This is a genomic window from Streptomyces lateritius, assembly GCF_014649715.1.
Lineage (GTDB): Bacteria > Actinomycetota > Actinomycetes > Streptomycetales > Streptomycetaceae > Streptomyces > Streptomyces lateritius.
The window spans coordinates 65,941-89,820 of sequence record NZ_BMTO01000005.1 but is presented as its reverse complement, the minus strand read 5'-3'; the positions used below and the strand labels follow the sequence as shown (position 1 = coordinate 89,820).

Sequence of the window (23,880 nt, the reverse complement as noted above, 5' to 3'; positions counted from 1 at the left end):
GAATGCCGGTTTCACCGCCCCCGACACGTGAACCCGCCTGTGCGGCCCCCTACCGCGGCACTCCGCCGCCGCGGCCGGTCACCCCCGCGCGACGGAAGGGGCCGCCCCGCCCGGCGGGACGCGTCCGGGTCGCTCTTCGACTGGGGCGCGACGACGCCGAGGTGCTCTGTCTGTACCTGGTCACGCGGGCGGCCCTGTGGATCACCGCCTACTGCACCGGCCGGCTCTTCCCGGCCGACCCGGAGGCCCGTGAGACCCCGGGAGTCCTCGCTCCCTTCGAGCGCTGGGACTGGGGCCACTACCTGAACATCGCGCGGGACGGATACTTTCCCGCCGACCTGTCCCCCGGCTCCTCGGGAGGGGACAACCGTGAGGCGTTCTTCCCCGGCTTTCCGCTGGTGCTGCGCGCCGTGCACGTCGCGGTACCGCACTGGACCGCGGCGGGGCTGCTGATCTCGCTGCTCGCCGGGGCGGTGGCGGTCGTCGCGCTGTCGCGGATCGCCCGGCATCACGTCCCCGACACCCACGTCGGCCGCCGTGCCGTCCTCTTCCTGCTCGTCTCCCCGTGCGGGACATTCCTCGCCGCCGGCTACACGGAGGCGCTGTTCCTGGCACTGGCGCTGCCGGCGTGGCTCGCGGCCCAGCGCCACGACTGGGCCCTCGCGGCAACCCTGACGGCGCTGGCGACGACGGTCCGGGTGAGCGGTCTTTTCCTCGCGGCGGCCGTCGCCCTGCACTTCCTGATCGCCGCGCGCGCCGACCGCCGATCGTGGCGCAAGGCGCCATGGCTCGCGCTGCCGGCCGTGCCGGCGGGCCTCTACACCTGGTACCTCCACGCCCACACCGGCGACTGGATGGCCTGGAAGCACGCACAGGAACGCGGCTGGTACCGCGACTTCCACGCCCCGTGGGAGGCCTGGTCCCACACCTGGGAGGCGGCCTTCAGCCAGTCGCAGTCCACGCCGTACGCCTTGATGTTCCAGGCGGAACTGGTCGCGATGCTCGTCGGCCTGGTCCTCCTCGGGTTCCTGATCCGGTGGCGCCGCCTGCCCGAGGCGCTCTACCTCGCCCTCACGCTGTGGGCGCTCGGCACGTCGTACTGGTACACGTCGATCCCGCGGGCCACCCTGCTGTGGTGGCCGCTGTGGATCGCCCTCGCCCACCGCGCCCGTACGAGCCGGCGGTTCACCGCCGTCTACCTCTGCCTCACCGTGCCCGTGTCGATGATCTACGCCGTCGCCTTCCTTTCGGGCCGCTGGGCGGGGTAGCGCGCGATGCCGGAGGCCGTTTGAAGGATCGTTCCGGCGGGGGGTTAGCATATGAGCGCCGCCTAGCTCGAAAGATAAACTTGTGACTGTCAATGAGGACTCGTTCACGAACTGGAAGACCCGCGAGGAGATCGCGGAGTCGATGATCCCGATCGTCGGGAAGCTGCACCGGGAGCACGACGTCACCGTCCTGCTCCACAGCCGCTCCCTGGTGAACAAGTCGGTGGTCAGCATCCTCAAGACCCACCGATTCGCCCGGCAGATAGCCGGTGAGGAACTGTCGGTCACCGAGACGCTGCCCTTCCTGCAGGCTCTGACCACGCTCGATCTCGGCCCCTCCCAGATCGACATCGGCATGCTCGCCGCGACGTACAAGACCGACGACCGCGGTCTGTCGGTCGCCGACTTCACGGCCGAGGCCGTCGCCGGCGCCACGGGCGCCAACAAGATCGAGCGCCGCGAGGGACGCGACGTCGTCCTCTACGGCTTCGGCCGCATCGGCCGGCTCGTCGCCCGCCTCCTCATCGAGAAGGCCGGCTCCGGCAACGGACTGCGGCTGCGCGCCATCGTCGTCCGGGGCGGCGGCGAGGCGGATCTGGTCAAGCGCGCCTCGCTGCTGCGCCGCGACTCGATCCACGGCCAGTTCCAGGGCACGATCACCGTGGACGAGGCGACGAGCACGATCGTCGCCAACGGCAACACCATCAAGGTGATCTACGCCAACGACCCGTCCGAGGTCGACTACACGGCGTACGGCATCAAGGACGCCATCCTCATCGACAACACGGGCAAGTGGCGCGACCGCGAGGGGCTTTCGAAGCATCTGCGCCCCGGTATCGACAAGGTCGTCCTGACGGCCCCGGGCAAGGGCGACGTCCCGAACATCGTCCACGGCGTCAACCACGACACGATCAAGCCGGACGAGCAGATCCTGTCCTGCGCCTCCTGCACCACCAACGCGATCGTCCCGCCGCTGAAGGCCATGGACGACGAGTACGGCGTGCTGCGCGGCCACGTGGAGACCGTCCACTCGTTCACCAACGACCAGAACCTGCTGGACAATTACCACAAGGCCGACCGCCGCGGGCGCTCCGCGCCGCTGAACATGGTCATCACGGAGACCGGTGCGGCCTCCGCGGTCGCCAAGGCGCTGCCCGACCTGAAGGCGCCGATCACCGGCAGCTCGATCCGCGTCCCCGTTCCGGACGTCTCGATCGCGATCCTCAGCCTGCGCCTGGGCCGCGAGACCACGCGCGAGGAGGTCCTCGACTACCTCCGCGACGTCTCCCTGCACTCGCCGCTGAAGCGCCAGATCGACTTCACGACCGCCCCCGACGCCGTCTCCATGGACTTCGTCGGCTCGCGCCACGCCTCGATCGTCGACGCCGGCGCGACCAAGGTCGACGGCGACAACGCGATCCTGTACCTCTGGTACGACAACGAGTTCGGCTACTCCTGCCAGGTCATCCGCGTCGTCCAGCACGTCTCGGGTGTCGAGTACCCGACGTTCCCGGTTCCGACGGTCTGATCACGACCGACGTCCGACCACGTCCGGCGGGTGGCGGTGGACGGTGACCGATGCCGAGAGGCATACGGTCGCCCCCACCGCCACCCGCCGTTCTCGTGCGCCGGCGCTTTCGCGTCCTCCACTCGCGAAAGGGTGTATTTCGGGCAATCATGGCGAGTTGTGGCATGCAGAGCGGTCGTACGGAGCGCGCCGACGGCTCGGAGTGCGGCCACGCCGCGCTCACCCGCCCGTGGAAAGGCCCCGTTCCATGCAGCCTGCGCTCAGTACGGACGTGCTCGCGGAGCTCCGTCGGCCCCGCCCCCACCCGGCCCTGTCGCTGGTGATGCCCACCCACCGGCGCGAGCCCGACAACGCTCAGGACGCCCTACGGCTGAGGAATCTCCTGGCCAGGGCGGAGAGGGCGCTCCAGGAGGACCCCGCGGTCACGAAGGAGCGCCGCGCCGACGTGCTCGGCCAGTTGGAGCGGGCCGTGGCGGAGATCGATCTCGCGCACGCCGAGGAAGGGCTGGTGATCTACGCCGCCCCGGGTGAGCACCATGTGTGGACGGTGGCCCGCGACGTTCCGGAGCGCGTCGTCGTCGCCGACACCTTCCTCACCCGCAATCTCGTGTCCGCCCAGGCCGCCGAACAGCCGTACTGGGCCATGGCCGTGGCGGCCGACCGGGTGTCGCTGTGGAGCGGCAACGCCGAACGGGCCACCGAGTACACCGAAGGCGGCTTCCCGCTGGCCCGCACCCTGGAGGTCCCGGACGCGGAGCGCCGGGAGCGCGTCGGGGACGTGCCGAGCACGTTCCGGGACGAACAGACCCGTCAGTTCCTGCGGGAGGCGCTGGACGCGCTGCGGGCGGTGCTGAGCGCCGACCCACGACCGCTGTACGTGATCGGCGAGGCCGCCGCACTCTCCCTGCTGGAATCGAACGGTTCGCCGCACGTGGACACCACGACCATCCAGCGCGGCGGCCTGGCGCGGGGCCCCGCCACGGCGGTCCACGAGGCCGTCGAGCCGCTGCGTACCGCGAGGCAGACGGCACTGGTCACCACCGTCCTGGCGGAGCTCGACGCCGCGCGGGGCAGGCGGGAGTACGCGGCCGGCCTCGACGAGGTCCGGGAGGCCGCGAACGAGGGCCGGCTGCGGCTGCTGGCGGTCGAGGAGCACTACCGGACCGTCGTGCGCGACTACGGTGACCACCTGGATCCCGCCGACCCGGAGGATCTCGACGCGCGGGACGACATCGTGGACGAGATCGTCGAGCGGGCGCTGGAGACCGGCGCCGACGTCCGGTTCGTACGGGACGACACGCTCTCCGGCATGGGGCGCATCGCCGGCGTCCTCCGCTACTGACACCCGATGGCACCACTCCACGACGGAGGACACACCCCATGAACAGATCATCGTCGCGAGGCGTGCGACTGGTGACCGCGGCGGCCGCTGTCGTTCTCGGCGGGCTCGGCGCGGCCGGCCTGGTCTCGTGCGGTACGGACGGAGACGCGAACACCGGTCCGACATTCACCGATCGGCCCACGGCGCCCGACACGGCCTCGTTCTCCGGCGTCCTGCCGTCGTCCGTCGCCTCCTCGGCGCAGGCCGCGATCGAGTCGGCGAAGGCGTCGGCCTCCTCCGCGGCGGCCTCGGCCTCGGCGCGGGAGGCGTCGCGCAAGGCGTCGATCGGCGCCGACGTCGAACGGTCCCGGAAGGCGGCCGAGGACGCCTTGAAGAACGTCCAGGGGCGGGGCAACGCGGTGGGCGAGGTGTCGATGACCGGCAAGCCGCGCGCCGAGACCGGCGGCAGACTGACCGCCGTCGTCAGCATCACCAACAAGACGGACGCGACGGCTTCCTACGCGGCTCAGGTCGACTTCATCGACGACTCGGGGAAGGTCGTCGAGACCCAGTTCGTGGGTGCGGAGGACCTGGCCCCTGGCGAACGGGCCCAGCCGCTGGTCATCAGCCGCCAACCGGCCGAGCCCATTCTCACGCCCCGACTGACCAAGGCGCAGCGCTACTGACGTCCGGATTCGGTGTAAGGAGCCGGTGTCAGGTCGGCATCAGAAGCCGGCGTCAGAAGTGGACGGCGTCCCGGATCAGGGGGCAGGTCATGCAGCTCGACCGCGGGCGTGGCTCCCTCGGTGGCGGTGTCGTCACTCGTGTCCGCGTGGGTCATGGCGTACCTCGTAGACGGCTCGGTCCGCCGGAAGCCGGCTAAGGGCCGGACGGAGTCGTGGACGGGATCTGGCCCAGCGCCGGTTTCGGTCGTCGGCCCACCGAGACGGGAATCTAGTCTGATCTGGACTTTTTGTTCTGATATGCGGCTGTACGGCGGGCTCTGAATCCTGGAGCTTTTCACGCATAACGGGCGATCTGAGGGATATCTGCACTGCGGTGGATGCCTCGCCCCTGTCCGCGCCGGTTCCCGCGCCGGGAAGGAGAGGATGACGGTGACCTCGCAAGCGGTTTCCATACCCGCCGACGGATCGGCGATCGCAGGTGACCTGGTGCTTCCACCAGAGGCAGCGGCGGTGGTGCTCTTCGCCCACGGCAGCGGCAGCTCGCGGCACAGCCCGCGTAACAGAGCGGTGGCCGCCTCCCTCCAGGACGTGGGGCTCGGCACGCTGCTGATGGACCTGCTGACCGCGCGGGAGGAGCAGGTGGACGTGGTGACGGCCCGGCATCGCTTCGACATCGGACTGCTGGGACGGCGGCTGGTGTCGGCGATCGACTGGCTCGGCGAACAGCCGGCCACGGCGCGGCTCCCCGTAACGCTCTTCGGCGCGAGCACCGGAGCCGCGGCCGCGCTGGTGGCGGCGGCCGAGCGGCCCGGCCCTGTCCGGTCCGTCGTGTCCCGCGGCGGCCGGCCCGATCTGGCCGGTGACGTGCTGAGCCGGGTCCGTGCACCGGTCCTCCTCATCGTGGGCGGCGAGGACACACAGGTCCTGGAGATGAACCGGGAGGCGGCCGCGCGGCTGAGCGCTCCGCACCGGCTGCACGTCGTCCCCGGGGCGACGCACCTGTTCGAGGAGCCCGGAGCCCTGGAGGCGGTCGCCGCGGCGGCCCGGGAGTGGTTCCTGCGGCCGGGCCCCCGCGAGGAGCCGTCGCGCCGAGGGCCGTGATCCCACCGGACGGTGCCGACCGGCCGTGACAGCAGTTCCGTCACCACCCCGGGGCCGGGCTCACGTCCGTTCGCGAGGAGGACCCCAGATGCGCTTCCACGACCACCAGCAGGCGGGTGAGGAACTCGCCCGCCTGCTCCTCGACCGGGCGGCCGACAACGACGGCACCGACGTGATCGTGCTGGCACTTCCGCGGGGCGGCGTGCCCGTCGCCGCGGAGGTCGCCCGCACGCTCGGCGTGCCGCTGGACGTGCTCGTGGCCCGCAAGATCGGCGCGCCCCGCCATTCGGAATTCGGTATCGGGGCGATCGCGGGCGAGGATCCCCCGGTCTACGACAGGCGGGCCCTGCAGATGCTCGGACTGGCCGAGGACGAGCTCGCCTCCGACGTGGCCCGCGAGCGGGCCGAGCTGCACCGCCGCGAAGCCCTCTACCGCGAGGGCCGCCCCCCGCCCGCCGTCGAGGGCCGCACGGTGATCCTCGTCGACGACGGGCTCGCCACCGGCGTCACGGCGCGTGCCGCCCTGCGCCACCTGCGGTCCCGCCGCCCGGCGCGGCTGATCCTGGCCGTGCCGGTCTGCGCGCCGGACGCCGCGGAGACGATCAGGCGGGACGCCGACGACGTCGTGTGCCTCTTCCGGCCGAATTCCTTCCGGTCGGTGGGCGAGTGGTACGAGGAATTCGCGCAGGTCTCCGACGACGAGGTGATCGCCACACTGCGCGACCCCGGTTTCGTCCGGAGCGGCCCGGGAACCCGCCCGGCATCCCATCGGAGGTGAACCATGCCAGGACGCGAAGAACTGCCTTCGACGCTGGAGCGCTCGCCCGAGGACGCGCAGCGCACGTGGATCAAGGCCCACGACTCGGCCGTGGATCAGTACGGCGAGGGTGAACGCGCGCATCGAGTGGCCTTCAGCGCGCTCAAACACAAGTACGAGAAGGTCGCCGACCACTGGGAGCGCAAGGAGCACGGCCGCAAGGGACCTTCGGACGCGCGCGCCGCGACGCCCCGGGAGCAGCCGGCCCCGAGTGGCGAGGGAGTGGACGAGCAGGCCACCAAGCAGCATCTGTACGAGCTGGCCCAGCGTCTGGAGATCGACGGCCGGTCGAGGATGAGCAGGTCGGAGCTGCTGGAGGCGATCCGCAAGGAGAACCGTTCACGGACCCGCAAGGCCCGTTCCTGACTGGGCCCTTTCGATGGGACGCGCGGCGCGCGGGCGCCGCGCGTCCCCGTGTCTCTCGCGACCGTTACTCACACCAGCGGACTGCCGACGTTGTGCATCATGCGGCGCAGCACGTTGAGCGTCGTCGCGTAGTCGGCGTCGTCGACTCCCTCGTGGATCCGGTCGCGCCAGACCGGCGCGTGCGTCTTGAGGTCCGCGCGAGCGGCGTCGCCCGCCTCGGTGATCCACAATCGGCCGTCGTCGTCCCGCGTGACCCAGCCCCGCTCCAGCAGCGTCGCGGCCTCCGCCGCCGGGTCGTCCTCCGGACGGAGGTACGTCTTCATGACCTCCACCAGCTCCCCCACGGTCATGCCGCGCCCGTCCGCCGAGACGTCGTTCCGCGACAGGTGCCGGAGCATCCAGTACTGCGGCTGGGTGAATCCGAGCTCGGCCTGGCGTGCCCGGATGAAGCCGATGATCTCCTCGTAGGCGAGACCGGTCCAGTACGCGACCGGCTGAGCGGCCACTTCCTCCGGCGAGAATTCCTTGATCTCCATGCTCCGTACCCCTTCGGCCGATCGCCTCGACGCCGCAACGTTGCAACGCGATCAACGTAGAACCTCAAGTTCACTTGGGGTCAACAGGGTTGGCCGTGCTTCCTTCGACGAGTTCGGCGAGGTGGTCGAGCGTCATCCACGTACCGGTCTCGTTGTCGACGCGGGGCATCCCGATTCCGCCGCGCAGCGCCGGATCCGCCGTGTCGAACGCGAGCACCTCGACCGGCGGCGGTGCGCCCGTCAGGACAGGGGGACTCTGGCCCGTACCCGTTTGCCGTGGGGCGTCGCCTCGATGTCGACCCGGGTGCACACCGCGAGCACGATCTCCATTCCGTGCTGTCCGATCCTGTTCGGGTCCTGAGGCCGGGCCACGGGAGGGACCGGTCGCGCGTCGTGGACGCGGATCTCCAACACGGCCGGATGGAGGGCGAGTTCGAGCCGGCAGGGCCCGGGGGCGTGTCGTACGACATTGGTCACCAGCTCACTGACCACCAGGCGCGCGACATCGATGCGGTCCTCTGCCAGCGGCCCGCGCCCCGCGTTCGGCGAGGCGGCGAGGAAGTCGGCGGTGAAGTCCCGGGACGCCGCGATCATACCGACCCCGCCCTCGAAGTCGACCCTCGCGGACAGCGCGGGCCGTCGCGTCACGCTGTCCCTGGCGATCACGTCCGTCATCGCCTCTCCTTCCCCACGCGGCATCCTGCGTCCCGCCTCGTCCTACGCATTTTCCCCACTTCGCACATTCCATACCGCGCCTACCGGCCGGACGGCCCGCATACAACCGGGAACACGGGGCAGACGGCGGAGCGAGCCGGGCGGTCGGCGCCCTGTCGGCGAGGGGAGACGAACTGTGTTGATGGCCCATCCCGCGGTGTTGAGCAACCTGATGGAGCAGTACCAGACACTGAGGATGCTGCACGCGGAGAACGGGAGCGAGGAGGTGCGGCGGCGCATGGACGACATCGCGTACACGCTGTGCGTCTCCACCGGCACGCGTGACGTGGACGCGGCGCTCATCGCCGCCCGCCATCGGCTGCCCGGCGCGCGTCCCGAGGACGACTCGATCCTGACGGCCTGAATCGGCGCACTCCCGCACTGAAGGCCGAACTCCGAAATCTCCGTACCGAAGACCGAACCCGGGGCGCTCCCCCTCGCGAGGGGGAGCGCCCCGGGTTCGGTCTTTTCGCGTCGGCGATCAGATCGCGGTCAGGTGTCCGTCAGGTGACGGTCACCAGCGATACCAGCGCCCTGTGCCGCCCTTCGGCCGGGCCACGAAGCCCAGAAGCCACAGGACGAGCACGATGACGGCGATCCACCAGAGCGCCTTCACCGCGAAACCGGCACCGAAGAGAATCAGCGCGAGCAGAAGAACCAACAGAAGGGGAACCATTGTTATCAACCTCCGGAGTGCCGCGTACCCCGCACCATCCCGCGCATTCCCTCGAATTGACGGGTTTTCCGTTCCGCAAGCCCGGGAAATAGGGCCGCCTCCTTTTCTCGGATGCTCAATTTTTTCGGTTTAGGCAGGCGATTCGAGGTCAGGCGTTCTGTTGTCAGCAATGGTCCATCGCACAGGGAGTGATCAGCCGTGTCGAGCGAGCAGAAGATGACCGCCAAGAGCGAACAGGCCAAGGGCAAGCTCAAGGAAGCGGCCGGCCGAGCGACGGGGAACGAGCGCCTCGAGGCCGAGGGCCGGGCCGAGCAGGTCCAGGGTGATGCGCGAGACGCGAAGGAGAAGGCGAAGGACGCCTTCAAGCACTGACTTCGCGTCCGCAGGGACCCGATCAGGGAAGAGGGGCGGCTCCGGAATTCCGGAGCCGCCCCTCCTGTGTGTCGGCGATCGGCACTCCGGCACGCTACGGGCGTGGGCGGACATGTCCGTGTGGGCCGCCCCGCTCCTCGTCGGGCCGCTGCCCGACCAGGGCCTGTTCAGACGGCATCGCGCGCGTGCTGTTCGCGGTGTGTCACGTAAGCGGTGACCCATGGCGCCACGGGAACCTCTGGCTGTCCCTGGGCGTCGAGGTGGCCCTCGGCGTGATCCGGCTCGCACCGTGGTTCCGCAGGACGTCCGGCCTCCTCAGCCCGAGGCCGACGCGGACGTAGCGGTCCCGGCCGCGTCGAACCGACCTCTCCCGTCACGACGACCGGTAGGAGCCGAACGGCCTACCGCCGACGGAGGCCCTCGTCGGAGATCCTCACGGTCCGCGTCCGGATTCCCCGGGAGCGTCACGGAGAGTGACCATCGCCCTTCGGGTGAACGGCTGCCGATCCGGCGGAGGTCCGGCGCGGCACGGGGGATCCATCCCTTTCGAGGTGCTATGGGAGCGCCTCGGTGTTCCGCGCGGTCGGACGGCCGGCGGAGAGGAAGGGAGCATGTCGTGAGGGTTACCCGGCTGACATCGGTCACCGCACTGGTCATCGCGATAGCCGCGTCGACGGCGCCGTACGCGGCCGCGGCGCCGGTGAGTGATCAGGACACGGGGTTCGTGAGGTCCGCGCACCAGGGGAACCTGGCCGAGATGGCCGCGGGCCAGGATGCGCAGAAACACGCCACGAGTGCCTGTGTGAAGGAGGTCGGCAGGGTGCTCGTCCGCGACCACGGCAAGCTCGACGCCGACGTGAAGGCGCTGGCGGCGAAGCTGGGCATCGCCCTGCCCGCCACTCCGACCGCCGAGCAGCAGGCCGAGCTCGCCTCGGTCCGGGCCAAGGCCGGCACCTCCGCGTACGACACGGCGTGGCTGAAGACCCAGGACGCCGCGCACACCAAGACGCTCGCTCGGATCGATTCCGAGCTCAAGGCCGGACAGAACGCCGAGGTCAAGGCCGCGGCCAGGGCCGCGCGCCCCGTGGTGGTCATGCACCTGGACATGGTCCGGGGCGGTGTCTGCCATGCCGCCAAGGACGCGGGCACCGTACGAGCCGGCAGCGGCGGGCTGCTCGCAGCCGAGGGCAGCGACACCCTCGCCGCGGCCGGCGTGGCCAGCCTGGCCGGAGGCGGGCTCCTGGCGGTCCTCGGTGCCGCCTGGCTGATCCGCGGCCGGCGCCGGACGAACCAGGACCGTTGACCCGTACCCGTACCCGTACGCGCCCGGCGAGGCGCGTCGGCGGCGGCGCGGCTGTCCTCTTCGGCGCCGTGCTGCTCACGGCCGGAGCGCTGCTCCTCGGCAGCGCTCCGGCGCGGCGGACGACCGCCGGGGATCCCGGAGTCGTACCCGCGTCGGCGCACCCCTCCGGCCGGGGCGCCGTCGGCGCGGCCGACGCCTCGCCGCCGAACCGGCTGGACGGCCCGCACGGCCTGCGCGCGAACCTCGTACCCGTCGGCGCCGATCGGGACGGCGTCCTGGACCTCCCCGACGACACGCGCACCGGCGGCTGGTGGGCCCTCGGAGCGCCGGCCGGCGCCGCCGAGGGCACGACCCTGCTCGCCGGGCACGTGGACACCCGCCGGTCAGGGCTCGGCGCGTTCGCCACGCTGCACGAACTGCCCCTGGGGTCCCGCGTGGAGGTGCGCGCGGCGAACGGCAGGACCTACCGGTACGTGATCGCGGCCCGCCGTACGTACCGTCAACAAGCCCTGCCCCGCGACCTTTTCACCCGGACCGGACCCCATCGACTGGCCCTCGTCACCTGCACGGGCTCGTTCGACCCCGTGGCGGCGGCCTACGACAGCAACCTCGTGCTCTTCGCCACGCCCGCCTGACCGCGCCACATCCTGACGTCGCTCAGGGAGCCGCGGTCTCGGCGGTGACGAAGTCGACGACCGCCGCCAGGCCGCCCTCGGCCATCGCCTGGCGCTGCCGATCGGCCGGCGTGCCCTCCCGGAGAAGTCGGTGGACGAGCGAGGCCACCTCACGGGTGTCACCGGCCGCGTCGAGGGCCGGCGTGATGTGCTCCATCATGCGAGCGACGAGGTCGCCGGCGCTCCGCCGCTCACCCGTCGGCGCGATCAAATGACCGTTCAGACCGTGCCGGGCCGCCTGCCAGTTCGCCGCCTGTGCCAACTCGGGCGGCACGTCCGGGACCGGCGTGCCCAGCTCGTCCTCGCGGATGGCCGTGGTGACCAGCGCGCGTACGATGCCGGCGAACATGACGGCTTCGTCCGCGCGTAGCTGCACATCGGTGCAGCGCACCTCGACCGTGGGGAATCGCTCGGAGAGGCGGGCCTGCCAGTACAGCTGTCCCGTGTCGGAGATGACGCCGCTGCGCAGCAGCGTCGCCACCCGCTCCCTGTGATCGGCGAGATCCCGGAAGGCGGGCGGAGGGCCGCTCACCGGCCAGCGCCCGAAGACGACGGTGCGCCAGCTGGCGAAGCCGGTGTCCTGGCCGTCCCAGAACGGTGAGTTAGCCGCCATCGCGGTCAGGACCGGCAGCCACCCCCTCAGCCGGTTCAGGACGGCCACCCCGACCTCGGGGGACGGCACGGCCGTGTGGACGTGCATCCCGCACACCAGCTGCTCGGCCACCAGTTGCGGGGCCTGCTCGCGCATCGCGCGGTAGCGCGGCTTCTCGGTCACCGGCGCCGTGACCGCGCTCCTGCGCGGGGGCGCCCCGCAGGCCGCCAGCCGGCATCCCTGTGCCTCGGCCGCCGCGCCGAGGGCGAGCCGCAGCCGCAGAAGATGCCCGCCGACCTCGTCCAGCTCGCTGCAGACCGGGGTGGCGACCTCCACCTGCACCTGCAGCAACTCCGACTGCAGCTCGTGCTCCTCGACGGTCGGTCCGAGACCCGCGGCCGCGCGCACCTGTTCCGCCAGCGGTACCGGCAACGTGTCCGCGTCGAGCAGCAGGTACTCCTCTTCCACCCCGACAGTGACCGGCTCCATGGTGCCGAGTCTCCGCGTGCGGATCATGGGAGGGGCGCGCGGACACAGGCCGTTCGCCTGAAAGGGTGCGCCGGGACCGGCACGATGGCCCATTCGGCACCACAGCGCCCGGAGCCGGTATCACTCGACCGGCCAGATGTGCGCCGGGGCGTTCATGTGCATGTACTCGATGTACTGCTGGGTCATCCGCCGCAGCGCCTGGTGCCGGTCCGCGTGATCGATGTCGTGGATGTGGTGGAACATCTCCGACTGCCACACCGCGCCGTTGCGCCCGCTGACGCACCGCTGCTCGATGACCCCCAGCAGCGGCTCCCGCCGCGCCGCGTCCATGCCCAGCCGTTCGAGGCCGCGGTCCGCGAGCGGCAACAGTCGCCGCAGCACCAGCTCGGTCGCCGGAACCTCGCCCATCCCGGGCCAGTACAGCTGCGCGTCGATTCCGTGGCGCGCGGCGGCGTGCAGATTTTCCTCCGCGGCCGAGAACGACATCCGGGTCCAGACGGGACGGTCCTCGTCGACCAGCGCCCGGACCAGCCCGTAGTAGAAAGCGCCGTTGGACAGCACGTCGGCCACCGTGGGCCCGGCGGGCAGCACCCGGTTCTCCACCCGCAGATGCGGTACGCCGTCGACGACGGCGTAGACGGGGCGGTTCCAGCGGTAGACCGTCCCGTTGTGGAGGGTGAGTTCGGCCAGTCCTGGGATTCCGCCGCTCTCGAGCGTCTCCAGCGGGTCCTCCTCCTCACACAGCGGCAGCAGTGGCGGGAAGTACCGCACGTTCTCCTCGAAGAGGTCGAAGACCGAGGTGATCCAGCGCTCGCCGAACCACACCCGGGGCCGTACGCCCTGCACCTTGATCTCGTCCGGCCGGGTGTCGGTGGCCTGTTCGAAGAGGGGAATACGCGTCTCGCGCCACAGTTCCTTGGCGAACAGGAAGGGAGAGTTCGCCGCCAGTGCCACCTGCACCCCCGCGATGGCCTGGGCGGCGTTCCAGTGGTCCGCAAAGTCATGCGGCGCGACCTGCAGGTGGAACTGGGTGCTGGTGCACGCCGCCTCCGGGGTGATCGTGTCGGCGTAGGTCCGCAGCCGCTCCACCCCGTCGATCGAGATCAGCAGGTCCTCCCCCCGCGCGGAGAAGATCTGCTCGTTCAGCAGGTGGTAGCGCGGGTTCTCGGACAGTGCCGCCAGACCGACGTCCTTCAGTTCCAGCGTCGGCAGAATCCCGATCATGAGCAGATGGGCGCCGACCGCGGCCGCCTGGACCTCGGCGTGGTTGAGCGCGTCGCGTATCTCCTGCTCCCAGGAGTCGGGACGCCCGGCGACGAGCGGGCGCGGCCCGATGTCGATCTCCAGGTTGAACCGGCCCAGCTCGCTCGACCAGGAGGGGTCCGCGATCGCCTCCAGGACGTCCGAGCCGCGCATGGCGGGCTCGGCGTCGTCGTCCACGAGGTTCAGTTCGATCTCCAGGCCGACCTGTGGCCGCTCGAAGTCGAACCGTGCCTCGCGCAGCATCCGCGCGAACACGTCGAGGCACGTGTGCATCTTGTTCCGGAACTGGCGACGGTCGTCACGGGTGAACACCAGCGCCGGGACGTCGCGTCCCATTCGTCCCTCCCGAACTCTCGTCGGCACGGCCCTTCCCCTTCAGCGTCCCACTCCACGGGCGGCCCAACCACCGAAGCCACCGGTGGTCCGGGCCGGGGGGTGGACGGGGGCGCTAAGCCGGGGGCGCGAGGTCGGCGTGGGATCTGAGCAGGGCCGGTGGAGCCGCCTGGCGCCAGGAGTCGACGACGATCGCGCGGAGCTCGTCCGCGTCGTCGAGGGCGGCCAGGCGCACCCGCACCCAGGCGAAGGCCGCCTCGTGGTCCGCGACCCAGAACTTCTCGGGCTCGGCGAGGACCAGCTCGCCGCGCTCCTCCTTGGGGCAGCGGACGGCCATCGACGTCTCCTCGTCGGGCAGGGTCAGGAACATCTTCCCGGCGACGCGGAAGGTGGGCATGGACCACGCCTCCTTCTCGGTCGTCTCCGGCAAGGAGAGGGCGACGGCGCGGACTTCGGCGGAGGTGCTCATGTCCCGACCGTACGACGGACCACTGACATCGGGACTCGGTACCCGGCACTCGGCACGGACGTGCGGAACGCTCGGGCGTTAGGCTGCGCTCAGCATGGACACGGCGGGGGGCGGGGGCACATGACGGCGGAGCCGGCACAGCGGTGGGGATCGACCCTCGATGAGGTCGTGGTGTACGCGCAGGGCGCGCTCTGCCGTCGCCTGGCCCGGGGCATCGTGCCGCCGGACGGACGGCTGCGGGTGGCGGGACTGCCCCGCGCGCTGGACCCGGGCTCGCTGCGGGCCCGGGTCCTGGGCGCCCCCGGCGTGCGCGTCACCGAGGCCCGGGTGGAGGTCGAGGCCGAGCCGCTGCCACTCGACAGCGGCACCGGCACGTCGGACGACCTGCGGCGCGAGGTCGAGCGGCTGCGCGACGCGTACGCGGCGGCGCGGGGACGCCGGGACCGGCAACGGCGCCTGATCGAGGAGGTCAGGGGTCTGCACCCGGTGCCGCCGCCCCGTCGGCGCGAGGACCCGCACCGCCGCACCCCGGTCGACGCGTGGCTGGAGCTCGCCGATTTCGTCGACGGGCGACTGACGGGACTCCACACCCGTCTCGGCGAGTTGGAGGAGGCGCTGCTCCGCGTCGAGCACGAGCTCGACGTCGCCTCGGACCGGCTCGGTCGCGCGTCCACCGACGCACCGTCGGCGCACCTGGAGACCACGGTCAGCGCGGTCCTGACCCTCGACGGCACGGGTGACGCGGGCGCGGAGCTGGAGTTGGAGCTCGAGTACGGGGTGCCGGGCGCCGTCTGGGTTCCGGCGTACCGTCTCACCCACCGTCAGGGCGACGGCAGCGGCCGTCTGGTGCTGCGCGCCTCGGTGGCCCAGCGCACCGGCGAGGACTGGACCGGCGTACGCATCGCCCTGGCCACCGCCGACCTGCGGCGCCGTACCGACCTGCCGAGGCTCCGCTCGATGCGGATCGGACGCCGTCAGCCCGCCACCGCCGCCACCGGATGGCGTGAGCCTCCGGGAGGGCTCGGCGACCTGTTCGCCGGGTACGACGCGGCCGGACCCCGCCCGGCGACGACCGCCGCACCCCTGGCCGTCGGGGCCGCCGGAGGCGCCGCGCCGGGCCCCGTTCCGCCGCCACCGCCACCGCCACCACCGGCGCCGCAGGGCTACGGCGCGCCGCCCCCGGCGTTCCTTGTGCCCGAGGGCGTCCACGACGCTTCCCGAGAGGCCTTCGGCAGCGGCACGCCCGGCTTCGCGGGGGACGGCCCGTCGCGATCGGCCCGCAGGCCGCGTGCCGGTGGCGCGCCCTTCACGGGTGCGCCCGCCGGCCTGGCACCCGCCGCACCCGGGTCTCCTGGTGCGGCCGCGCCGCCGCCGTCGGCACCGGCTGCTCACGGCCTTGCCGCGCCGACGCCGCCTCCGGCACCCGAGGTTCCCGCGGCCGGTCCGCCACGGCCGAGCGGGGTCGAGCTGGACTACGCCGCCCTCGTTCTGAGCGGTCCGGACGAGCCCGGCGGTCGCAGAGGCCGGCTGTTCCCCGTCTCTCCCTTCGACCCGGTGACGGCCGAGTACCGCCGCCGTGCCGAAGCGGTGGCCGCGCTGCCGCCGCCGGGGCACGCGGTGCGGCCCCGGGAGTCGGCGGGTTCCTTCGATCACCGCTTCGACGCCGCCGCCCGCGCCGACATTCCGTCGGACGGCACCTGGCACACCGTCACCGTCGGCGAGATCGCGGTCGGCCTGCGCACCGAGTACCTCTGCGTGCCGTCCGTGGAGCAGACGGTGTACGCCACGCTGGTGCTCTCCAACGCCACGGACCAGGCTCTGCCGGCCGGCCCCGTGGAGGTCACCGTCGACGACGACTTCCTGCTGACCGCCGCGCTGCCCACGCTCGCGCCGGGCGGTGTCCGCCGGGTGGGGCTCGGGCCCGCCGAGGCCATCCGGGTCACCCGCCGTACGCACCTCAAGGAGTCGACCTCGGGCCTGCGCAACAACACCACCGTGCTCGACCACCGCGTCCACGTGGAGCTGGCCAACCGGCTCGCGAGGCCCGCCACCGTCGAGGTGCGGGAGCGGGTTCCGGTCACCTCCGAACCGGACGTACGGATCGAGGAACGGGCCGACTGGAAGGCACCCGCGGACGGCGCCGGGCCCGAGCACCATGCCCCGGGCACCCGCATCTGGCGGGTGGACCTGCCCGCAGGTGGCACCGCCGTACTCGACGGCGGATACGAGATCCGCATCCCGGCCGGCAAAGCCCTGGCCGGCGGCAACCGCAGGAGCTGAGACCCGCCATGTCCACGGCCCGGAAGCCGATCCCTCTCCCCGTCACCGCCGTGACCTGCCTGGAGGACCGCGCCCACGTCGAGCGCTCCGTCGTACTCGACCTGGAGGCCGGCGTGCAGCGGCTGCGTCTCGGGCCGGTCAGCGCGCTGGCCGTCGACCGCACCCTCCATGCCGAGTTGACCTCCGTGCCTCCGCACGCGCATCCGGTTCCGGATCCGCATACCCATGCGGATACGCATATTCACACGCATACGGATACGGATACGGATACGGCGACCGTGCTCGACGTGCGGATCGTCCGCGAGTGGACACCGCGCGGGCCGGTGCCGGCCACCGACGACGACTCCGCCCTGCGCCGCCGGGTGCACACCCTCGAGGAGGAGCGGATCGTCCTGGGGCAGCGACGCGATCGGCTGCACGCCCGCCTCGACCTGCTCGGCCGTCTCGCCACCGATGTGCTGCGGGAGATCGGCGAAGGCGCCGGCTCCGGCGAGTACGAAGGGCCCCGTTGGGCCCGCGAACTGGACCGGGTCGACGGAGAGCGTGACGCGTACGGCGAGGAACTCCGTACGGTCGAGGCCCACCTGGCCGCCCTTGGGGTCCAACTCGGGGAGGCTCAGCGGGCCATGGAGCTCGCCGAGGAGGAGCCCGCCGAGCTGGTCGGCCACATCGAGCTGACGGTGGAGGCCGTGGTCGCCGGGCCGGTCGGACTGCGGCTGAGTCACCTCACCCCGTGTGCGCTGTGGCGGCCCGCCTACCGGGCCGTGCTCGACGGGGAGACGCTGACGCTGGAGACCGACGCGATGGTCTGGCAGCGCACGGGCGAGGACTGGTCGGACGTACGGCTGACGTTGTCGACGGCACGGTCGGCGCTGGCCACCGATCCCCCGCGGCTCGCCGAGGACCGGCTGACGCTCCAGGACCGTTCCGCCGCGGAGCGCCGCACGGTCGATGTCGAGCTGCGCGAGGAGGAGATCGCGGATCTCGGCCCCGCTCCCGTGCTCGGCCTGCCGGGGGTGGACGACGGCGGCGAGGTCCGGGTGCTGAACTCCCCCGCGCCGGTCTCCGTCGCCTCGGACGGCCGCGCCCACCGGGTGCCGCTCTCCGTCTTCACCACGCCCGCGAGCAGCGAGTACGCCTGCTCACCCGAACTGTCCCCGCTGGTCACCCAGGTGGTCCGGTTCGACAATCTGTCCGGCCACGCGCTGCTCGCCGGGCCCGTGGACCTGATTCGCGGCAGTGGGTTCACCGGCCGCGGCACGCTGGACTTCACCGCTCCCGGCGCCCCCGTCGAGCTCGCCTTCGGCAGTCGCGACGACCACCGGGTGGTCCGGCATGCCGAGGAGTCCCGCGAGACCACCGGACTCACGCAGCGGACCCTGGTCACCCGCACGGTCCGGCTGCACCTCTCGCGGTTCTCCGCGCCCGGGGAGCAGGGCGACCGGCTGATCGTTCTGAGGGAGCGGATCCCGGTCTCGGAGGTCTCGGCGGTCGAGGTGCGCCTGCGCGAGGATGCCTGTTCCCCGGCGCCCGACGTGGTCGACGCCGACGGCATCGCCCGCTGGGACGTCGCCCTCCCGCCCGGCGGCCGTCGCACTGTCACCCTGGTCTACGAGTTGTCGGCGAGCGCCAAGGTCGCCGGCCTCTGAACTCCCGGGCGGCGCGGCGCGACCGGGCGCCGCCCCAGCCGCCCCAGCCGAGCGTGACCGCCCCACCCGAGCGTGACCGCCACAGAGGTAACCGCTCCCCCTCGTCAACGCGTTCGATACCGTGACGCGTTCTTTCGCACGCCCCGTGGGCATCCCCCTGTGCCCGCTTCCAGTTGGAGTGAAATGAAAAGACCAATATGGTCCACGGTCATCACGGCGGTGGTGGCCGTTTCTCTCGGCGCGATACCCGCCTACGCCGCACCGGTGAGCCCCGAGAAAGCGGCCCCGGCCGCAGCCGACCCCGTCGACCCGGCCCTTGAGGACCAGGTCTCCGACGGCGGCACGGTCCGAGTCAACGTCGTCACCAGGAACCGTGCGGACCTGCCCGCCGCGGCCCGCGCCGGCAAGGCCCTGCAGACCCTTTCCACGCTGCCCGTGACCACCCTGCGTGTGGACAAGGCCGGTCTGGAGAAGCTCGCCGGCCAGCCGGGCGTGGTCAGCGTCACCGAAGACGTGGCGGTTCCCCCGACCCTGGATTCGAGCGTCCCCGTGATCGGCGCGGACAAGACCGCCGCCGCGGGCAACACCGGCGCGGGCAGCACGGTGGCCATCCTGGACACCGGCGTCGCCGTCCGGCACCCCTTCCTCCGCGACCGGATCAGCGCCGAGGCGTGCTTCTCGACCAACGACACCGCCGCCGGGGTCGCCAGCCTGTGCCCCAACGGCACCGAGCACCAGGAAGGGGCGGGCGCGGCCGACGTGGAGACCGGCGCCTGCGCTACGACTCGCATCTGCAGCCACGGAACCCATGTGGCCGGCATCGCCGCGGGCAACGGGCAGGGTGTGACCGGAGCGCCCAAGGCCGGTGTCGCTCCCGGTGCCGACATCGTCGCCATCCAGGTGTTCAGCAGGTTCAGCTCCGAGACGAACTGCGGAGTCGGCAAGGCGCCGTGCGTGAAGTCCTACAGCAGCGATCAGCTCGCGGGCCTGGAGAAGGTCCTGCAGCTGCGGCAGTCCGGCGTGCCGGTCGTGTCGGCCAACATGAGCCTGGGCGGCGGCCAGTACACGGCAGCCTGCGACACGGACGTCCGCAAGGCTGTCATCGACAGCCTGCGCACCGCCGGCGTCGCCACGGTGATCGCCGCCGGGAACGACGCGTACAGCAACGCGGTGGGAGCCCCCGGCTGCATCTCGTCGGCCATCACGGTGGGCAGCACCACCAAGGACGACCAGCTGTCCTCCTTCACCAACCGGGGCCCACTGCTTGACGTGTTCGCCCCGGGCAGCAGCATCGTCTCCTCGATTCCCGGCAACGCCTACGCCTCGTACAGCGGCACGTCCATGGCCACCCCGCACGTCGCGGGCGCCTTCGCGGTGCTCAAGCAGGCGTACCCGCGGGCGAGCGTCGCGGAGCTCGAGAAGGTCCTGGAGACCGGCGGCAAGAGCATCAGCTACACCGGTGCCACCACTCCGCGCGTCCGGCTCGACCTGGCGCCGCGGATCACGGACTTCAACGGCGACGGCGTGGAGGACACGGTCGTCGGCGACCCGAGGGCGACCGTGGGCGGCGACGCCAACGCCGGTGTCGTCCGCGTGATCCACGGCGGGGGCAAGGGCACCGCCGAGATCAACCAGGATCTCGCCGCGGTGCCGGAAGGCGCCGAGCCGGGCGACATGTTCGGTGAGAACCTCGCCGTATTCGACCACGACAGGGACGGCTGCACCGACCTCGTCGTGGGTGTCCCGGCCGAGGACGTCGGCACTCAGACGGACGCCGGTTCCGCCCAGGTCTTCTACGGCGCCGCCGGTGGCCTGTCCACCGGCAAGGCCCCCCTGGACCTCGTCCAGGGCACGGGCGCGGGCTCGATCCTGGCCTCGGCGCCCGAGGCGGGCGACCGCTTCGGGCACGCCGTCGCCGCCGGTCACACCACCGGCGGTGAGCCGTATCTGGTGATCGGCGTGTCCGGCGAGGACCTGGGCACGGTCAGCGACGCCGGCAGCGCCCACTACCTGCGCGGCAGCGTCAACATCGCCATCCACCAGGACAAGACGGGCATGTCGGGTACCGCGGAGGCGGGCGACAGGTTCGGTTCCTCCGTCGCCGCCTCGGCGAACCACATCGTCGTCGGCTCGCCGGGTGAGGCGATCGGCACCCTGGCCAACGCGGGCGGTGTGCAGATCCTCAAGCACGACCTGAGCGCCGACGGCATCCCCGCCCCGGTCCTGGGCATCAGCCAGGACGACGACTTCGTGTCCGGCGCGTCGGAGGCGGGCGACCAGTTCGGCGCCTCCGTGGCGGCCGTCGCATACCGTCCGTCCGCCACGGCCGCCGCGACGGACACCGTCTTCGCGGTGGGCTCCCCCGGGGAGGCCCTCGCGGTCGGCACCACCGACGTCACGCAGGCCGGCGCCGTCCAGAGCTTCCGCGTCACCGGAGCCGGCGCGGTCACCCAGGCCGCCAACTTCAACGCCGAGGTCGAGAATGTGCAGGGCGCGGCCGAGGCGGGCGACAAGTTCGGCCAGAAGGCCGTCCTCGCCAACCTGGCCCCGCGCGCGCCCGGCGCCCCGACCACCCTCGTCCTCGCGGTCGGCATCCCGGGGGAGGACGTCGGCACCACCGCGGACGCGGGCTCGGTCCAGACCTTCTACCCGTTCGGCCTTCCCGGCGACACCGACTACTGGATCGAGGCCGGCAACGCCTCCGGCCTCGGCGGCACCCCGACGGCCGGACACGCCATCGGCAACCACCTGAGCGCCACGGCCACCAGGCTGTACGCCGGTGTGCCGGGCAGCGCTCCGTACGGGGCCGCGTACGACCTGCCGTGGAGCAACGCCACCGGCGGCCGCACCGGCACGGCGGGTTCGGTGACCACCCATCAGCCGGGCCAGAACGGCCTTCCGGCCGCGGGCGGCGGTTTCGGCTGGTCCATCGGCTGACCCTGCGGCGAACCGGCCATGCCCGAACGGCACGACCGGACGCACGTGGAGCAGGTGAGGCCCCGGAGGATCTTCCCCCGGGGCCTCACCTGTTCCGGCCTGCGGGACGACGCCCGGAAAACGCCCGCCTTTTCTGACTCGGGGTGCTCTGCGTGTGTCTCGTAGCGGCGCGCTCCTCGGTGCGCGACCATGCAGCAGCGAGCCCATGGAAACACCGAGACAGGAAGAAGGACGGACGTGTCCGGCAGCGAAAGCGAGAACCCGGCAATCCCCTCCCCGACCCCGACGGCGACTCGCCCCAGGACGAATCGGGACTGGTGGCCGAACCAGCTGGATCTTCAGGTTCTCCACCAGCACTCGCCCCAGGCCAATCCGATGGGCGAAGACTTTGACTACGCGAAGGAGTTCGCCACCCTCGACCTCGACGCGCTGAAGCGGGACGTCTTCGAGGTGATGACGGCGTCCCAGGAGTGGTGGCCCGCCGACTACGGCCATTACGGGCCGCTCTTCATCCGCATGAGCTGGCACGCCGCGGGGACGTACCGCATCGCCGACGGCCGGGGTGGTGGCGGTTCCGGTGCCCAGCGCTTCGCCCCCCTCAACAGCTGGCCGGACAACGCGAGCCTCGACAAGGCGCGCCGCCTGCTCTGGCCGGTCAAACAGAAGTACGGCCGGAAGATCTCCTGGGCCGACCTTCTGGTCTTCGCCGGCAACTGCGCGATGGAATCCATGGGATTCAAGACGTTCGGGTTCGGCTTCGGACGTGAGGACATCTGGGAGCCCGAGGAGATCTTCTGGGGCCCCGAGGACACCTGGCTCGGAGACGAGCGCTACAGCGACGAAAGGGAACTCACCGGCCCTTTCGGTGCCGTGCAGATGGGACTGATCTACGTCAACCCGGAGGGCCCCAACGGCAATCCGGATCCGTTGGCCGCCGCCCGGGACATCCGCGAGACGTTCGGGCGCATGGCGATGAACGACGAGGAGACGGTCGCGCTCATCGTCGGCGGCCACACGTTCGGCAAGTGCCACGGCGCGGTCGATCCCTCGTACATCGGCCCGGAGCCCGAGGCGGCCCCCGTCGAGCAGCAGGGCCTCGGCTGGCGGAACACCTACGGCACCGGCAAGGGCGCCGACGCGCTCACCAGTGGGCTCGAGGGCGCGTGGACCACCGAGCCGACGAAGTGGGACAACGGCTACCTGGACAACCTGTTCCGGTACGAGTGGGAGCTGACGACGAGCCCCGCCGGCGCGAAGCAGTGGACTCCCACGGATCCGTCGGCCAAGAACACCGTGCCCGACGCCCACGATCCGTCGAAGCGGCACGCCCCGATGATGCTGACGACGGACCTCGCCCTGAAGGTCGACCCGATCTACGGGCCGATCTCGAAGCGGTTCCACGAGAACCCGGACTTGCTCGCGCTCGCGTTCGCCAAGGCGTGGTACAAGCTGCTCCACCGTGACATGGGCCCCCTCTCGCGCTACCTCGGCCCGTGGGTTCCCGAGCCGCAGCTGTGGCAGGACCCCGTCCCCGAGGTCGATCACGAGCTCGTCACCGACCGGGACGTCGCCGCCCTCAAGGGCACGATCCTCGCCTCCGGACTGTCCGTGCCCCAGCTGGTCACCACCGCGTGGGCGGCGGCGGCGAGCTTCCGGGGCACCGACAAGCGCGGCGGGGCCAACGGGGCGCGCATCCGGCTCGCGCCGCAGAAGGACTGGGAGATCAACAACCTGCCCGAGGTGACCGAGACGGTACGGACCCTCGAGCGGATCCAGCAGGACTTCAACGGCGCCGAGGCCGGCGGAACGAAGATCTCCCTCGCCGATCTCATCGTCCTGGGCGGCTGCGCCGCCGTCGAACAGGCCGCGAAGAACGCCGGGCACGCGATCACGGTCCCGTTCGCGCCGGGACGGACCGACGCCTCACAGGAGCAGACGGACGCGGACACGTTCGCCGTGCTGGAGCCGAAGGCGGACGGGTTCCGCAACTACCTGAGGGCGGGAGAGAAGCTGTCGCCCGAGACGCTCCTCCTGGACCGCGCCAACATGTTGACCCTGACCGCTCCGGAGATGACGGTGCTGGTCGGCGGTATGCGGGCGCTGAACACCGGCTTCGGGGGTTCCTCCCACGGTGTCTTCACCCACCGGCCGGAGACGCTGACCAACGACTTCTTCGTGAACCTGCTCGACATGGGTACGGAGTGGCAGGCGTCGACCTCGGCCGAGAACGTGTTCGAGGGCCGGGATCGCGCCACGGGCGAGGTCAAGTGGACCGCCACCGCCGTCGACCTCGTCTTCGGTTCGGACTCCCAGCTCCGGGCCGTCTCGGAGGTCTACGCGTCCCAGGACGCGGGAGAGAAGTTCGTGCGTGACTTTGTCGCGGCCTGGGACAAGGTGATGAGCCTCGACCGGTTCGATCTGCGCTGAGCCGGGGGTCCGGTCGGCCGCACCCGTGGCCGACCGGACCCTCACGCTCGCCCGTCGGTGGCGGTGCGAGGTGCCTGCC

Annotated in this window: 22 protein-coding genes; 15 read left to right on the top strand and 7 right to left on the bottom strand. The window is 71.6% G+C overall.

All coding sequences use genetic code 11. The features are described 5' to 3' along the window. Positions 1-2: 2 nt before the first annotated feature. The 7 genes from IE136_RS11510 to IE136_RS11480 all read left to right on the top strand — a co-directional run bounded on the left by IE136_RS11510 (position 3) and on the right by IE136_RS11480 (position 7,087). A complete protein-coding gene (locus IE136_RS11510; protein WP_158984587.1) occupies positions 3-1,268 on the top strand; it encodes a mannosyltransferase family protein in 1,266 nt (421 codons plus the stop codon). 82 nt (positions 1,269-1,350) lie between these two features. Continuing rightward, complete coding sequence (locus tag IE136_RS11505) at positions 1,351-2,796, top strand: glyceraldehyde-3-phosphate dehydrogenase (protein ID WP_158984589.1); 1,446 nt, start codon at positions 1,351-1,353, stop codon at positions 2,794-2,796. A gap of 247 nt (positions 2,797-3,043) precedes the next feature. Then, on the top strand, positions 3,044-4,138 hold the full coding sequence (locus tag IE136_RS11500; protein ID WP_189600268.1) for a baeRF3 domain-containing protein: 1,095 nt from the start codon (positions 3,044-3,046) through the stop codon (positions 4,136-4,138). Positions 4,139-4,176: 38 nt separating this feature from the next. Beyond that, positions 4,177-4,803: a hypothetical protein gene (locus tag IE136_RS11495; protein ID WP_158984593.1), complete on the top strand. Its 627-nt coding sequence runs from the start codon at positions 4,177-4,179 to the stop codon at positions 4,801-4,803. Positions 4,804-5,232: 429 nt separating this feature from the next. Beyond that, entirely contained in the window at positions 5,233-5,904 is a 672-nt protein-coding gene (locus IE136_RS11490) for a dienelactone hydrolase family protein (RefSeq protein ID WP_189600267.1), read from the top strand. A gap of 88 nt (positions 5,905-5,992) precedes the next feature. Beyond that, positions 5,993-6,682: a phosphoribosyltransferase gene (locus IE136_RS11485; RefSeq protein ID WP_189600266.1), complete on the top strand. Its 690-nt coding sequence runs from the start codon at positions 5,993-5,995 to the stop codon at positions 6,680-6,682. A 3-nt stretch (positions 6,683-6,685) separates the two neighbouring features. Then, the gene (locus tag IE136_RS11480) at positions 6,686-7,087 is read left to right on the top strand and encodes a ChaB family protein (protein WP_158984599.1); all 402 of its coding nucleotides are present in this window, start codon (positions 6,686-6,688) and stop codon (positions 7,085-7,087) included. Between the two features lie 68 nt (positions 7,088-7,155). On the opposite strand, the gene IE136_RS11475 is transcribed toward IE136_RS11480, so the two are convergent. From IE136_RS11475 to IE136_RS11465, 3 genes are all read right to left on the bottom strand, one after another. Then, a complete protein-coding gene (locus IE136_RS11475; protein ID WP_189600265.1) occupies positions 7,156-7,623 on the bottom strand; it encodes a MarR family winged helix-turn-helix transcriptional regulator in 468 nt (155 codons plus the stop codon). Positions 7,624-7,693: 70 nt separating this feature from the next. Further along, positions 7,694-7,840, bottom strand: coding sequence for a hypothetical protein (locus IE136_RS11470; protein WP_158984603.1), 147 nt, complete (start codon positions 7,838-7,840; stop codon positions 7,694-7,696). A gap of 23 nt (positions 7,841-7,863) precedes the next feature. Further along, entirely contained in the window at positions 7,864-8,298 is a 435-nt protein-coding gene (locus IE136_RS11465; RefSeq protein ID WP_189600264.1) for an ATP-binding protein, read from the bottom strand. A gap of 175 nt (positions 8,299-8,473) precedes the next feature. On the opposite strand from IE136_RS11465, the gene IE136_RS11460 reads away from it, so the two are divergent. Further along, on the top strand, positions 8,474-8,701 hold the full coding sequence (locus IE136_RS11460; protein ID WP_158984607.1) for a DUF5133 domain-containing protein: 228 nt from the start codon (positions 8,474-8,476) through the stop codon (positions 8,699-8,701). A 150-nt stretch (positions 8,702-8,851) separates the two neighbouring features. Here the strand turns inward: IE136_RS11460 and IE136_RS11455 are convergent, their stop codons facing one another. Further along, the gene (locus tag IE136_RS11455; protein ID WP_158984609.1) at positions 8,852-9,013 is read right to left on the bottom strand and encodes a DUF5670 family protein; all 162 of its coding nucleotides are present in this window, start codon (positions 9,011-9,013) and stop codon (positions 8,852-8,854) included. A gap of 198 nt (positions 9,014-9,211) precedes the next feature. Between IE136_RS11455 and IE136_RS11450 the strand changes: the two genes are divergently transcribed. The 3 genes from IE136_RS11450 to IE136_RS11440 all read left to right on the top strand — a co-directional run bounded on the left by IE136_RS11450 (position 9,212) and on the right by IE136_RS11440 (position 11,323). Then, positions 9,212-9,385 (top strand): CsbD family protein, encoded by a 174-nt coding sequence (locus IE136_RS11450; RefSeq protein WP_158984611.1) that lies wholly within the window; start codon positions 9,212-9,214, stop codon positions 9,383-9,385. Positions 9,386-10,001: 616 nt separating this feature from the next. Further along, entirely contained in the window at positions 10,002-10,688 is a 687-nt protein-coding gene (locus tag IE136_RS11445; RefSeq protein WP_229818779.1) for a DUF4142 domain-containing protein, read from the top strand. Continuing rightward, positions 10,685-11,323 (top strand): class F sortase, encoded by a 639-nt coding sequence (locus tag IE136_RS11440; RefSeq protein ID WP_189600262.1) that lies wholly within the window; start codon positions 10,685-10,687, stop codon positions 11,321-11,323. The genes IE136_RS11445 and IE136_RS11440 overlap by 4 nt, the downstream gene beginning before the upstream one ends. A 22-nt stretch (positions 11,324-11,345) precedes the next feature. Here IE136_RS11440 and IE136_RS11435 read toward each other — a convergent pair whose 3' ends face one another. From IE136_RS11435 to IE136_RS11425, 3 genes are all read right to left on the bottom strand, one after another. Further along, entirely contained in the window at positions 11,346-12,443 is a 1,098-nt protein-coding gene (locus IE136_RS11435; RefSeq protein ID WP_189600261.1) for a carboxylate-amine ligase, read from the bottom strand. A gap of 120 nt (positions 12,444-12,563) precedes the next feature. Beyond that, positions 12,564-14,042 carry a glutamate-cysteine ligase family protein gene (locus IE136_RS11430; RefSeq protein ID WP_189600260.1) on the bottom strand — a complete coding sequence of 493 codons (1,479 nt, stop codon included), beginning with the start codon at positions 14,040-14,042 and terminating at the stop codon, positions 12,564-12,566. A 112-nt stretch (positions 14,043-14,154) separates the two neighbouring features. Further along, a complete protein-coding gene (locus IE136_RS11425) occupies positions 14,155-14,508 on the bottom strand; it encodes an MmcQ/YjbR family DNA-binding protein (RefSeq protein WP_189600259.1) in 354 nt (117 codons plus the stop codon). A 120-nt stretch (positions 14,509-14,628) separates the two neighbouring features. On the opposite strand from IE136_RS11425, the gene IE136_RS11420 reads away from it, so the two are divergent. The 4 genes from IE136_RS11420 to katG all read left to right on the top strand — a co-directional run bounded on the left by IE136_RS11420 (position 14,629) and on the right by katG (position 23,801). Next, positions 14,629-16,788 (top strand): DUF4139 domain-containing protein, encoded by a 2,160-nt coding sequence (locus IE136_RS11420; RefSeq protein WP_189600258.1) that lies wholly within the window; start codon positions 14,629-14,631, stop codon positions 16,786-16,788. An 8-nt stretch (positions 16,789-16,796) separates the two neighbouring features. Then, positions 16,797-18,437: a DUF4139 domain-containing protein gene (locus IE136_RS11415; RefSeq protein ID WP_189600257.1), complete on the top strand. Its 1,641-nt coding sequence runs from the start codon at positions 16,797-16,799 to the stop codon at positions 18,435-18,437. Between the two features lie 183 nt (positions 18,438-18,620). Further along, on the top strand, positions 18,621-21,374 hold the full coding sequence (locus IE136_RS11410; RefSeq protein ID WP_189600256.1) for a S8 family peptidase: 2,754 nt from the start codon (positions 18,621-18,623) through the stop codon (positions 21,372-21,374). Between the two features lie 237 nt (positions 21,375-21,611). Then, the gene (gene katG, locus IE136_RS11405) at positions 21,612-23,801 is read left to right on the top strand and encodes a catalase/peroxidase HPI (RefSeq protein ID WP_189600255.1); all 2,190 of its coding nucleotides are present in this window, start codon (positions 21,612-21,614) and stop codon (positions 23,799-23,801) included. The last annotated feature ends 79 nt before the right edge of the window (positions 23,802-23,880 follow it).